Below are 12388 nucleotides of genomic sequence, written 5' to 3'. Positions count from 1 at the left end.
TTTCTCATTGATTGACAGAATCTACTCCTAGAAGGGGGCAATTCAAATGACCGTCCGAATCGGCAGTCTCGGCCTGATATTGGCCGTTTTTGGGGTGTTGCTGTTGGGTGTGCCAATCATTGGCTGGACGTGTTACGCCTTGGGGCTTGGGTTCAGCTGTTGGGGGGTGTTTCGTGCGCAGCCGCGATTAGCCTGGTGGGGCATCGCGGTTTCAGCGGTGAGTGTGATCTTGCGGCTGACCTTGGCGATTTTTATTGTGGGGTAAACAAGCAAAGCCGGTATGGCGCCAAAGCTCTGCGGCGTCGTACCGGCTTTGCTAAATTGAGGGTGGAGTTACGCAGGCAGGTGCTTGAAGGCCGCAGAGATCTGTTTGACCTCGTCGACACTGAGCGTGACGTTTAAGGCCGCAGCGTTTTGGGCCGCCTGCTCCGGGGTGCGCGCGCCGGGGATGACCACTGCGATGGCGGGATCTTGAATGTACCAGGCGAGCACGACTTGCGCCGTCGTGGCCTGATGCGCTGCGGCAATTGGCTTGACCGTTTCGGCCAAAGCGGTTGTGATCGCGGCAAAGCGTTCGCCTTGGAAATTTGCCCGTTTGGCCTGCCAGCTGCCAGGCTCAAAGGTCTGATTCGCCTGATATTTGCCGGTCAACAGGCCAGAGGCCAGCGGGAAGTAGGGCACGAAGCTGATTTTTTGCTGCTGCAGGTATGGCATCAGGGTCTGCGCCGCCTGCCGGTCGATCAGGTTGTAGGCGTCTTCCACGATGTCCACGTAGCCGTCCTGGTTAGCCTCTTTGAGCTGGTCCAGGCTGAAGTTTGAGACGCCAATGGCCCGAATTTTGCCGGCCTCCTTGAGTTTTTCAAGGGCACCGACCGCTTCGTACTTGGGTGTGTCCTGGTCAGGAAAGTGGATATAAAAGATGTCAATGTAATCCGTCCCGAGGCGCTGCAGGGCATTATCGACCTGCTGCGTCAAAAAGGCGGGGCGGTTGTTTGGCCGCAGCTCCTGGTCCGGATTTTGCGCGGCCTTGGTCGCAATCACGATCTGATGGCGGTCATAGTCGGCAATGGCCTGGCCGATCAGGTATTCAGAGTTGCCCAGCCCGTACATGAAAGCCGTGTCCAGCATACTGATGCCGTGATCGAGGGCGGCCTTGACAGTTTGAACGCCGGTTTGATCGTCCAGCCCTGGAAACAGGTTGTGGCCGCCAATTTTATTTGTGCCCAGGCCGAGGGGCCCGGAGACCACATCGCTGTGGCCGATTTTGATTGATGCTGTCATATTCTCACCTCTTGTTAAATGTACCACGACTGCGCCGGGGCTTGCCTATCAGCGAAAAATCAGCGAGTTGGTGCCGGTCACGTTCAGCACGTACAAGAACAGCACGACCGCGTTGACAATCAGCGACAGCACGATGACCGCGTAGCGAATGGTGAAGTTATGGGCCCAGGTTTGGAAGTTGAACCAGCCGAATCTTTTGCCTTTGTACGTGAAAGTCATGATCAGCAAAGCCAAGGTGATCACCCCTTGGGCAATTACCCCAAAAACGTATAAACCAGCGGCTTGAGTTTGCAGCCAGTAAGTGCCAAACGCCGCCGCGTCCAGCAAGAGTGCAGTTACAGACATCGCTTTTCTCCTTTGTGCGCCGAAGCGAATTTACACTGATGTTAGCACAGGCTCAACGCTGCGGAAAGGGGATCAGATCAGCGTGCCGGATATCGGCAATGCTGACCTGCATGCTGCCAATGCCGACTTCGTCCCAGTCGGTATAGCCGGCGACCTTGCCCCCAAGCGGAGCCGCCAGGCGGCCTTCCGGGGTGAGGTGTTTCAGTTGAACCACGACACTTTGACCGCTGGCAAAAGCGGCCGCCAGTACGCTGCGGACTTGCGTTTCGCTTTGCAGCGGCAGTGCCACCTGATCTTGCAAGGCGGCTTCGGCTTGCGCCTGCTTTTTGAGGGCCGCCGTGTGGTCGGACAAGTAATAGCCCTGCCATTTTTTCATGCCGCGGTCGTGGTAATGATGAGCAAAAAAGTCGGCGACCAGCCGCGTGAAGGCGGCTTGGCCGATTTGGTCGGCGTAGGTCATACGAGGATGCTCCCTTCAAGTGGATTTATGCTCATTATACGAACAAACGTTTGCATGCGCAACCAGCAGTCCCTCATTTCTTTGTAACATAGTAACGGGCAGAAAACGCCGCTTAATCAAAGCTTAACTATTTTTATGACGAATATGTTACAAACACATTGCAAAAGTGGTTATACTATAAATATAGAAATGAGTGGGGAGTGATCGTGATGAAGAAATGGCTTTTGATCAGTGCACTGACGTTGGGTTTGATCGGCGGCGGGGCAGGAATGGCGTACAGCCAAACCGATGAAGCAAGCACGACGCCAAGTGTTCAGACGCCGGCCGTCACGAAGTCCCGGGCAAAGATCAGCGTTAACGCCAGCAAACAGGCTAAAGCACCGGCTGCACCGACGCGCCAGCAGGCCGCTTCGGTCAAGCCGGCACCCCAAACCGCGTCAGAGACTAAGCCGACCGCGGCGGCAGCTAACGCTTCTAGCGCCGCGGCTAAACCGGCCGCCCAATCGACTAGCCAGCAAGCAACCGGGCTTGCGGCATATTACGGGACTTGGCACAATGCCGCGGTCACTTTGACGCTGTCAGGCAGCACCATGACCGTTGCCCAAAGCGGCCAGTCGAGCATCACGACCACTTACCGCGCCGTCCCAAGCGGCGCGGGCTATCTATTCACCCCGACCGACGTTGAAGCTGATTCCCTGCTGCTGGTGCTGAGCCATGGCCAGCTGCAGTGGGTCACAGGCGCCAGCGCACCACTGATCCTGGTGCGCTAAACGATAAAAAAGCGCTCAAGGCCAGCGGCAGTTACATTGCCGCGGTCTTGAGCGTTTTTTGCGTCTTCAGAGTGAGTTGTCTAGGCCCAGGTGATAGCTGAAGAAGGCCATCGTACCAGGAAGCGCAAACTGGGTGTAGTCGCGCGCATGGCCGGAGCCGGGCACCACGTGGACCGCGATGTCGCGCTTGAAAGCGGCCGCCTGTTCAAGAAAGCGAAAGACGCCAGGCAAGGGGACCAGTTCATCAGTGGAGTTGTACATCAGGGTCGGGCCGAGCTTTTCACTTAAGTGGTTCAGCGGGTTGACTGCGGTGAGCCGCGCCGGAGTCAGATCACCCAGGTAGTTTTGCACGAAGAATTTATAGAAGCTTTCGTGCACCGCGTGCGGTTCGGTGAGGCCAAGCTCTTGTTTGGCGTCGGCTGAGGCCTTCACCGTTTGATGCTGCTGGACCCAGTTGGCAAAGTCGACCACCGCCGACCAGGTGACGACAGGCTGGCCGCCCAGAATGCTTTCGCTGATGGCCATCGTGCCGCCCACGCTGGCGCCCAACAGCCCGACCTTGGCCCGGTCGAACTCAAAGTCGCTGGCGGCAAACCAGGCGAGAAAGGCGTGCAGGTCGTCTTGCGCAGCCGGGAACAGGTGGGCCGGAGCCAAGCGATAATTGATCAGTGCCGCCGTGTAGCCGGCGTTGGCAAAGAGTTGGCCAATTTCCTGGTCGCGCGTTTTATCACCGCGGAACCAGCCGCCGCCGTGGATGAACACTATGGCGGCGCCGTTGGGCTGGTCGGGAACGTAGATATCAGCCTTTTGTGCAGGGTCAGTGCCATAAGCAAGATCAGTTTCAATCATAGTGTCTCCTCCTAAAAAGTGTCTACCTCCAGCTTAGTCCTCTCAAAGCAAAGATAGCAAGCGCTCCCAGGAAGGGACCCGTGTTCAAGCCCAGCAAAGTTCGCTATAATTCGAGGCGGAGGACAATCATATGAATTTTTCGTTTCAGTACTCAGCCGAGCGCGCGACCACGGTTAAGCGAGTGCTCATGCGTCAGGGTGTGAGCCATCGGCTGCTCACCAAGCTTTTTGCCGCAAACGCCGTGTTTTTAAACGGCGAGCCCACCGAGAATCAGCCAGTGATTCACGGGGATAAGGTGCGTTTCGAGCTGCCGCCGTCAGCGGCCGTCACCATCAGCGACGGCGCGCTCACCATCGTTCAGGAGCTGGATGACTGGCTAATTGTCAACAAGCCGGTGGGCCTGGCAAGCGTGCCGGGACCCAGCAGCCCCGATGACAGCCTGCTCAATCGGGCGGCCGGGTACCTGGCTGCCGCTGGCATCGATGGCCCGCAGCCCGCGATTATGACGCGATTGGACCGCGACACCAGCGGTTTGGTGCTCATCGCCAAGCATATTTTTGCCCAGGGCAAGCTGGATCAGGCCGGTGATAGCGGCTTGACGAAACAGTACCAGGCAGTCGTGAGTGGCACGATTGACCCGGCGGTGGGGACAATCACGCTGCCGCTGGCCAAAGCGGCCGACGGCATTCACCGTGAAGTGGCTGAAGGCGGCCAAGTGGCGATCACGGACTACGCAGTCGCGGCCACCCATGATGGCCTGAGTCTGGTGAACATTGTGCTGCAAACCGGGCGGACGCACCAGATCCGGGTGCATTTCGCCGCGATTGGGCACCCCTTGGTTGGTGATCCCTTGTATGGGGAGGCCACCTCAGCTTATGGGCACCAGCTGCTTCAGGCCAGTGGTCTGACCTTTACTGACCCGTTCACTGGGTTGACTCACAGCTACCATCTGGCAGCGCCGGCGGATTGGCCAGCGTTTTTACAGGCATAAAAAAACCGCCTCCGAGGAGACGGTGGTAGTCGCTAGGCCTAAGCGACGAGCCGAATTACTTTTTAACTTCAGTAAACTCAACACGGCGGCGCAGCTTTGGAGAATACTTCTTCAAAGTCAAACGATCCGGTGTGTTGCGCTTGTTCTTGGAAGTCAAATAGATCCGTTCGCCAGTTTCGGCGCAAGCAAGAAGAATGTGATCACGCATGCTCAAGCACCTCTTTCTATATATGAACCTTAATAGCATACCGGAATGAGCAAAAAAAGTCAAGGGAGGCGAGCAGATGGAGTTGAAGGGGAAACGCGTTTCAATCCGGTCGATGCAACCCAGCGATGCCGCGGCCTACTTGGCACTGACGCAGGACCCGGCCGTGGCGGTGCCGGCGGGGATGAGCGAGCTGGCGGACTTGCATGCCGCCGAGCAGCATCTGGCCAGTACCCGCGACACCGAATTTGCCGTGACCCGAGATGGCCAGTTGATCGGTGAGGTGGGCGTTTACCCCCGCACCCAAGATCCGGATGATCCGGCCTGGACCACGCGCGAGTTAGGTTACGCGCTGAACCAGCGCGACTGGGGGCACGGACTGATGAAAGAAGCCTTGACGTTGGTGCTGGACGAGTTGTTTGCGCGAGACATCACCGCGGTGTGGGCCGGGGTTTATCCGGACAACCGGCGCTCCATTGCCCTGCTGGCTCATTTGGGGTTTGAGTACCGCTTCACGGCGGCCCTGCCGGCCGGGTTGGCCCAGGGCGGCAGCGCGGAAGCGTACTTTGAGCGCGTCAATGAAAATTATTTCACCGATTAGTTTACATGATGTAAAGACGGCTTTTCATTTCACTCAACAAAAGAAATGTCATGGTCAGCGCAAGGTAATGGTATAATGAAACTGAAAAAATAAACTGGAGGTTTCATAATGAGCACCCAAGCTGATTACGATGATATATACGCCAAGCGCCTTGCCGCGATTGAAAAGGATGAGGCCCTGACCATCCTGTCAAGCATGAACCAGCCGCAGGTCGCCGGAGAAAAGGCCTCGCAGTATATTGTCTATACGGATTACCAAGCCAACTCACGCAAGAGCAGCTTCACAATCAGTGTCTACACGCCCTTCGAAAATGTCGATAAGTATGGTCACTCCAAGGCTGATTATCAGGCCCAGCTGCTCTTTGATCTGAACGCTTGGCAGAAGACCATGCACATCACCGTCCTTGAGACCTTGGGCTCAGAAAGCCGGTTGGCGTTCTATGACTTCCAAAACATGGGGCTGGCGCAGCTCGCGCTGAAGGCGTTTCTCAATCTCGCAAACAAGGCTGACGTCGACACCATCGACGGCAACATTTCGAGCTTTGATAAGGAGAACTTCGAGAAGCTGGATCACATTTTCCGCAAGTTTGGCTTCACCGTTAACGTGGCAGATGCCACTCAGGGCATTGCCAAGATTGAAAAGAGCCTGAAATAAGCCTTTAAAACTTTCGCCAGCTGCGGCTGACGTCTTTTTTTCCTTGGGTTTGACAGCGTTTTCAGATGCGAATACAATAGTGCTGTTTATGGGGAAACGGGGGGACAGTATGCTGACACCAAGTGTGAAAGTCTTTATGTACATGCTCACCATGTCGGATTCACCGTCCGTGGACACCGAGCCGGTATGGCGTGATCGCTACCGGCTTAGTCCCACGCGCGTGATTGCGCGCCTGCTGCGCCGAGGGCTGATCCAGCCAGTGCCAGGAAACGCGGTGCGCTTCGAACTGACCGCCAAGGGGCAAGCGGCGCTCGCTGATATTGACAGCTGGCTGTGGATTCATGAGTACTATCTGCCGGACGTGATCGACTTTGACCATGTGTTTACGCTGCCCTGGTTGCACCCAAAGATCGATTATCACTATATTGAAAAGATGCTGGCCAACGCCAAGGCCAAGTATGCTGATGATCCCACCTACCTAACGTTGCTGCTTCGGCATCAGTTGCGCTTGGAGTATGACACGCACCACAACCATGACGCCATGCTGACGCTGATGGCGTTGATCGATGCGGATCTGGATCCGCAACCCGATGGGAGCGAGCTGACATACGAAACCACGTGGGCTAAGATGAGCGAATTTGAAAAGAACACCCTCAAGACGCTACTTGGTCGGTTGAACTGGAATCTGGCGACCTTTGAAATGCAGTTCTCGGCCTGGTTAGATCAGCAGCCGCGAAGGGCGCGCGTGTTCACGCGCTTTGAGCTCATGACGATCGTGATGTACGAGATCGGAGACGCCAAGCCGCAGCTTTGCGCGCTGTACAAAAAGGCCGCGGCCCGGGCTAACGGTGGCGCGGCTTTGGCTTCTGAAATGTGCGATGCCTAACTAAAACAATGGTCTGCGCCATCAATGCCGCAGACCATTTTTTAGTTGCCAGAGGCGATTAACTTCTGCTGAAACAGCTTAAATACGGTCTCAAACAATGTCTGGTAGTCGCCATCAGTGGCGTCAAGGTACCAGTTAAACTTGGCGATGCGCTTGGGCAAGGCGGACAGCGCACCAGGGTCGACAAAGTCGTCCAGCGCAGTGATCAAAAGGTCTGCCTGCTCCAGGGGGGCATCGTCGCCCAGCAGCTCGACCACGCTCAGATTGCGGACAAAATCGATAATGTTGCGATTAACCGTGTCCGTAGTTTCCATGACCAGCTTGACCTTGACGAGCTCTTGCCACTGGAAGTCGCGGAGATATGGTACTAGCAGGTAGAATAGCATTTCGACCAGCGGCCGCTTGGCCCGTTTGAAAGTTTGATAATCAGCCCTGTCCGGCAGACTGTCGATGTAGCGACTCAGGGTGTGGCGTGCCTGCTTTTGCATGTAGTTAGGCAAAGACGGCTTGAAGAAGTCAGACTGCTTAACGAAATTGCCCTCCATCAGGTAGAAGGCCGCAGTGACCCGCATTAAATTGGCGTGCAAGACCGGGTCTTCAAAGGGGTCAGTCTGCCCGACTGAGTCTTGCCGCACCGCGGCGGGCAGGCCGGCAACCACCTGCGCGGCAGGACTGCTGGTTTGTTCCAGGTAGTTGCACATCATCATCGTACTGGCGGCCGGCGGCGTGAAGCGGATGGTTTTTTGCTGGAAAAAGTAGAAAAAGATTGTTTCGGCGTCTAGCGCTGCCTGCGGGACGTTTGGATTTGGTTTGCTCGGGTACACCGCCGTCATTGAGAATTCCCCTTGGGGGATGGACTTTGAGAACCCCGCGTTTAGCGAAACAAAATGGCCGCGGCTCATGCGAGTGCGGCAAACGCCCCAAAACAGGCGCTCTTGGCTGGCCGTGATGGGGTCCTGATCGGCTGAAGGCAGGCTGCGATACTGCGCGCTGAGGCGATCAAAGTCGAGTGCCCGAAACGGCCAGCGGCTGCCGTGATAACTAAGCCAGTAGAAGAGCTGAAGAAACAGGCGCACCTGTTTTTCGTCGCCGACAAAAGTCGCTTGCGTCAGCGAGATCTTAACTTTGAAGCCAGATAAGAAACTGCGCACCAGCGCGGTTTTGCGCATGAGCGTGGAACGGCTGATGTAATGGTCACCGCAAAAATGGCTGACGCTTTGCTGATTGCCTTGGACCAAATAGTCGACGAATTGAAAGGCGATAGAGCTATTAAGCAGAAACAGGCGGTAGTCGTCGATTGACAAATTCAGCGCTGCCCCGTCGGTGAGGGCCTGTTTAATTTTGCCGGCTGGCTGCCTGGACAGCTCAACCAAGTCGCGCGTCAGCTCCTGAAACACGTTGTAGCTTTGCTGATACGACAGCGCGAGTCTTTCCGCCAAGTCGGTGATCGACAAACTTTGCGTCTGGTTGGTGACGAGGGTTTGAAACATGGTGAATTTCTGTAAATCGGCTTTTTCGAGGAAAATCGTCTCGAAATTCATCCGTAGGCCCCCCTTAGACACGCTTAATAGTCACTAATGATTACTCACAGAATACCACATGTTTGAGCTGGGAAAAAAGTGGCATCGCCAAAACTATTTGCCAAAGTTAAATGTTTTGGCCAGTTACCGCGCTTCAGACCGATTCATTTCCCTCCCTCGAGGGCCGAGTAGGAAGGCGCAAAATGCGGCAGACTCTGCCGGGAAAAAAATTGCTGAACACGGCCTAAGAAAGTTCTCATTTATCATAAAATATTATTGGCCTAATTTGATGACAGTGGCTATAATTAGACTCGAAAAGTAGTCAAATTCACGAAAAGAGGCACTTGTTTATGAGAGGTCGCGAGGATATCTTTCTGGCGCAGTCCCAGGCGGAGGAAACGAGCCTATTTCGGCGCATCGTCAATGCACGCTCAGCGCAGACGCCGGTGGCAGAGCGGTTAGTGCGCGAACAGGCCGCCGAGCCCTTAGTGACGGATGTTAATCTGAAGCAGATCGCGGCGCTCACCCGGCGCAACTACGGTTCGGTATACAACACCTATAACAGTTTGGTCTCTACCCTTCAGGAAATGATTGGGACCAAGACCACGACCGTGAGCAAGTTGTTCAATGTGCCTTCCAGTCAGGTGCGGCTCTTTTTGGTCCAAAAAGATCATCCGTATCGGTTCCTGCACACGCTGGTGTACCACGACTATAAAGACTTTGCCGAATTTTTAACGGCCAGTCACGCGAGCAAGGCGACCATGTTGCGGCACCTCAAGCCGTTGCGCGATTTTGCCCGCAAGTTTGGCGTCCGTTTTTCGTATGAGACGCTCAGTCTGCAGGGTGATGAAAAACGGATACGGCTGTTTTTGACCATGATTTTCTGGCTGGCAACGGATGGAGCTGGCTGGCCGTTTGATGATCTTAAGCGGGACGCGGTCGGCGAAGTGGTAGACGAAACTGTTGCGCTGTACGACATGAACAAACCGAATTACGTCACTCGGGAAGTCGCGATGTATTACACCGCGATCGCGCACAAGCGCTCCAGCGAAGGCCACGTGATCATTTACAACCCGAATAAGCTGACGCTCCGCTATCCGACCGCCAACCTGTTTGAAGAACTGCAGCCGGGGTTAGCCGAGGATTTTCTCTTTCCCCAGTTCAGCACCGAGGGTCAGATGGGCGAAAGTGCCGCCATGTACTTTGTCTTCAACTTCCTGCCGTTGTTTGGCACGACCAATTCCGCGTCCATGGCGCAAACGCTTGCGCGGTTCCAGCACTATAACCAGCCCATTTACACGCTGGTCACGGAATTTCTCGCCAAACTGCCGGTGGCCTTTTTGACCACTGATCAGATTCCGGAAGGCGCTTTGAACATGCTGAAAGCCAATTTGTTGGCTAACGCAGTGTCCACGCTCGAGTTTGGGGAAGACCTTTCTCAGGTCATCGCGTATGAAATCAATGAACACCTGGTGGCAATGCCCGAAAACCCGATGTTGAAGAAAAAGGTGCGTCAGACATTGGAACACGTGGTGTACGTCGGTGGACTTGATGATCTGAAACTGCATCTGGATGCACTCACCGACGCCTTTTATTCTGATGTGCTTCAGATCGCGCAGCAGTTCGCGCCGAAGTCTAAGGTGCGAGTGGCCGCAGTGACCGAGCAGGCGGGGCTGGGCTACGTGGATCTGCTGAGCTTTTTGATGGCTCAGCCGTTTGTGGAGCTGGTGTCGCCTGACGAGGGCTTGGCTGACGTTGATCTGGTCATTGAAAGCGCGACGGTGCCAGATGCGGCCAAACGCCGCTCGGGGATTTTGACCTACAAGTGGGCGGCCAGTGCGTCAAACGATTGGTTTGGCGAGCTTTACGCCGAGCTGCGGCAAATCTGGGAAAACAAAAACGAAGGTGCTCGCGACGAAGATTTTGACTATTGAGCAGTTGCACCGCTCAATGGTTTGCAGTATTCTAGCAATGACAAAATAACACGTGATTAGGTGCCTATTTTGAGACTTTCAGAGACCCGGCGGGCGGTGTGAGCCGGGATGTCTCACTTCCAGCACGACAGTGGGCGGCGATGAGTCGCACGGCGCTGACCGTTAGCAGCAAATTAAGGGTGGTCTTTGGACCAAACTTGGGTGGCACCGCGGAAAAGCCTTTCGTCCCAATTGAGATGAAGGGCTTTTTGTGTGCAATTACGTCAAGGAGGAGAACTATGTTAGACATTAAGGTGATTCGTAAAGACCCTGACTGGGCCAAGACTAAGCTGGCCGCGCGCGCGGTCAAGCCGGAGCAGATTGATGACTTGCTGAGCGACGACGACAAGCGCCGGGCGCTGATTGCCCAAACTGAGCAGTTGAAGGCCAAGCGCAACGAGGTGTCCGGTCAAATCGCGCAAAAAAAGCGCAACAAGGAAGATACGGCCGACGATATCAAGGAAATGCGCGAGGTTGGCCAGCAGATTAGCAAGCTCGACAAGGCACTGGCCGAAGTTGAGCAGAAATTAAACGACGTCCTCGTCCGCCTGCCCAACTTTCCGGCTGACGATGTGCCAATGTCGTTGAATGAAGAGGACTCGCGCGAAGAGTATAAGTGGGGGAATATCCCGCACTTCGACTTCACGCCAAAAGCGCATTACGAGCTGGGCGAAGCGCTTGGCATCTTGGATTTTGAGCGTGCGGCTAAAGTCTCGGGCGCGCGGTTTGTTTACTACAAAGGGGCAGGCGCCCGCCTTGAGCGCGCAGTCTATAACTTCTTCTTGGACGAGCACTACAAGGAAGGCTACGAGGAAATCATTCCGCCATACCTAGTCAACAACGACTCCATGTTTGGGACGGGTCAATTTCCTAAGTTCACCAAGGATGTTTACACAATCATGAACGAAGACGAGCCGCTGACGCTGATTCCGACGGCGGAGGTGCCGCTGGTCAATTATTACCGCGGTGACATCATTGATGCAGACAAGCTTCCAATCAGTGTCACGGCGCTGACGCCGGCATTCCGGTCGGAGGCGGGATCGGCAGGCCGCGATACGCGTGGTCTGATTCGCATGCACCAGTTCAACAAGGTCGAAATGGTCAAGTTCTGCAAGCCGGAAGACTCTTGGAACGAGCTGAAGAACCTGGTTCACGACGCGGAAGACCTGCTGCAAAAGCTCGGCTTGCCGTATCATGTGATCACCTTGGCTTCTAACGATGCCAGTTTCACTTCGGCTAAGACCAATGACCTTGAAGTCTGGTTGCCGGCGCAAGATACTTACCGGGAAATCTCCAGTTGCAGCAATTGCACCGATTTCCAGGCACGGCGCGCGCAGATTCGTTACCGTGATGAAAACGGCAAGCCGCAGTTTGTTCACACGCTGAACGGCTCGGGCCTGGCGGTTGGACGGACAGTCGCCGCAATTCTCGAAAACTACCAAAACGCGGATGGCTCGGTGACGATTCCCGATGTGCTGGTTCCTTACATGGCTGGCCAAACAGTGATTAAGGGTGAATGATGGTTCGGACAGTCGCAGCGATGCGGCTGTTTTTTGTCGGTGCTGGGCCGCGAGGCGGTGGGCGGAGTCAGAATCTGTTGGTTCTTTTTTAAAAAATCTGTTGGTTCTTTTTTAAAAAATGGTTGACGCTCCTTGGTGTGGTTGGTAATATAGTCATCGTTGTCAAAACGAAGCGGTGTTGAGCCGCTAGGGTGATTGAGAAAAATCATTGACAACGTTGTGCCTAATTGATAGACTGATAAAGTTGTCTTTTGGACAAGGTAGTCCTTTGAAAACTGAACAAAGTTTCGTAAATGTGATAGGGCTTTTCAATGAAAGTTGAAAAGAATTAAT

General features: G+C 54.9%; 14 protein-coding genes. 8 read left to right on the top strand and 6 right to left on the bottom strand.

The genetic code is table 11. The features are described from left to right. Nucleotides 1–46 precede the first annotated feature (46 nt). The gene (locus EKM86_RS09705) at nucleotides 47–265 is read left to right on the top strand and encodes a hypothetical protein (protein WP_125757443.1); all 219 of its coding nucleotides are present in this window, start codon (nucleotides 47–49) and stop codon (nucleotides 263–265) included. 68 nt (nucleotides 266–333) lie between these two features. Here the strand turns inward: EKM86_RS09705 and EKM86_RS09700 are convergent, their stop codons facing one another. From EKM86_RS09700 to EKM86_RS09690, 3 genes are read right to left on the bottom strand one after another with little or no spacing between them, the layout of a single operon-like run. Next, a complete protein-coding gene (locus EKM86_RS09700) occupies nucleotides 334–1281 on the bottom strand; it encodes an aldo/keto reductase (protein WP_125757441.1) in 948 nt (315 codons plus the stop codon). 48 nt (nucleotides 1282–1329) lie between these two features. Then, on the bottom strand, nucleotides 1330–1626 hold the full coding sequence (locus EKM86_RS09695; RefSeq protein WP_125757439.1) for a hypothetical protein: 297 nt from the start codon (nucleotides 1624–1626) through the stop codon (nucleotides 1330–1332). A 52-nt stretch (nucleotides 1627–1678) separates the two neighbouring features. Beyond that, entirely contained in the window at nucleotides 1679–2086 is a 408-nt protein-coding gene (locus tag EKM86_RS09690; RefSeq protein ID WP_125757437.1) for a phage infection protein, read from the bottom strand. 209 nt (nucleotides 2087–2295) lie between these two features. On the opposite strand from EKM86_RS09690, the gene EKM86_RS09685 reads away from it, so the two are divergent. Further along, nucleotides 2296–2856 (top strand): superantigen-like protein SSL4, encoded by a 561-nt coding sequence (locus EKM86_RS09685; RefSeq protein WP_125757435.1) that lies wholly within the window; start codon nucleotides 2296–2298, stop codon nucleotides 2854–2856. Between the two features lie 66 nt (nucleotides 2857–2922). Here the strand turns inward: EKM86_RS09685 and EKM86_RS09680 are convergent, their stop codons facing one another. After that, on the bottom strand, nucleotides 2923–3705 hold the full coding sequence (locus tag EKM86_RS09680) for an alpha/beta hydrolase (protein ID WP_125757433.1): 783 nt from the start codon (nucleotides 3703–3705) through the stop codon (nucleotides 2923–2925). Nucleotides 3706–3835: 130 nt separating this feature from the next. Between EKM86_RS09680 and EKM86_RS09675 the strand changes: the two genes are divergently transcribed. Continuing rightward, complete coding sequence (locus EKM86_RS09675; protein WP_125757431.1) at nucleotides 3836–4696, top strand: RluA family pseudouridine synthase; 861 nt, start codon at nucleotides 3836–3838, stop codon at nucleotides 4694–4696. 55 nt (nucleotides 4697–4751) lie between these two features. Here EKM86_RS09675 and rpmG read toward each other — a convergent pair whose 3' ends face one another. Continuing rightward, a complete protein-coding gene (gene rpmG, locus EKM86_RS09670) occupies nucleotides 4752–4904 on the bottom strand; it encodes a 50S ribosomal protein L33 (RefSeq protein ID WP_054664841.1) in 153 nt (50 codons plus the stop codon). Nucleotides 4905–4980: 76 nt separating this feature from the next. Between rpmG and EKM86_RS09665 the strand changes: the two genes are divergently transcribed. From EKM86_RS09665 to EKM86_RS09655, 3 genes are all read left to right on the top strand, one after another. Continuing rightward, complete coding sequence (locus EKM86_RS09665) at nucleotides 4981–5502, top strand: GNAT family N-acetyltransferase (RefSeq protein WP_125757429.1); 522 nt, start codon at nucleotides 4981–4983, stop codon at nucleotides 5500–5502. A 108-nt stretch (nucleotides 5503–5610) separates the two neighbouring features. Beyond that, nucleotides 5611–6156, top strand: coding sequence for a hypothetical protein (locus EKM86_RS09660; RefSeq protein ID WP_125757428.1), 546 nt, complete (start codon nucleotides 5611–5613; stop codon nucleotides 6154–6156). 109 nt (nucleotides 6157–6265) lie between these two features. Next, complete coding sequence (locus EKM86_RS09655) at nucleotides 6266–7042, top strand: hypothetical protein (RefSeq protein WP_125757425.1); 777 nt, start codon at nucleotides 6266–6268, stop codon at nucleotides 7040–7042. Nucleotides 7043–7083: 41 nt separating this feature from the next. On the opposite strand, the gene EKM86_RS09650 is transcribed toward EKM86_RS09655, so the two are convergent. Beyond that, on the bottom strand, nucleotides 7084–8583 hold the full coding sequence (locus tag EKM86_RS09650; RefSeq protein ID WP_125757424.1) for a helix-turn-helix domain-containing protein: 1500 nt from the start codon (nucleotides 8581–8583) through the stop codon (nucleotides 7084–7086). Nucleotides 8584–8912: 329 nt separating this feature from the next. Between EKM86_RS09650 and EKM86_RS09645 the strand changes: the two genes are divergently transcribed. Both EKM86_RS09645 and serS read left to right on the top strand, forming a co-directional pair. Then, nucleotides 8913–10496, top strand: a complete 1584-nt coding sequence (locus EKM86_RS09645) for a helix-turn-helix domain-containing protein (protein ID WP_125757422.1) — start codon at nucleotides 8913–8915, stop codon at nucleotides 10494–10496. 278 nt (nucleotides 10497–10774) lie between these two features. Further along, the gene (gene serS / locus EKM86_RS09640) at nucleotides 10775–12055 is read left to right on the top strand and encodes a serine--tRNA ligase (protein WP_125757420.1); all 1281 of its coding nucleotides are present in this window, start codon (nucleotides 10775–10777) and stop codon (nucleotides 12053–12055) included. The last annotated feature ends 333 nt before the right edge of the window (nucleotides 12056–12388 follow it).

This window comes from Lacticaseibacillus hegangensis, from assembly GCF_003946465.1.
GTDB lineage: Bacteria > Bacillota > Bacilli > Lactobacillales > Lactobacillaceae > Lacticaseibacillus > Lacticaseibacillus hegangensis.
The sequence above is the reverse complement of the archived record's forward strand: the minus strand, read 5'-3'. Positions and strand labels throughout refer to the sequence as shown.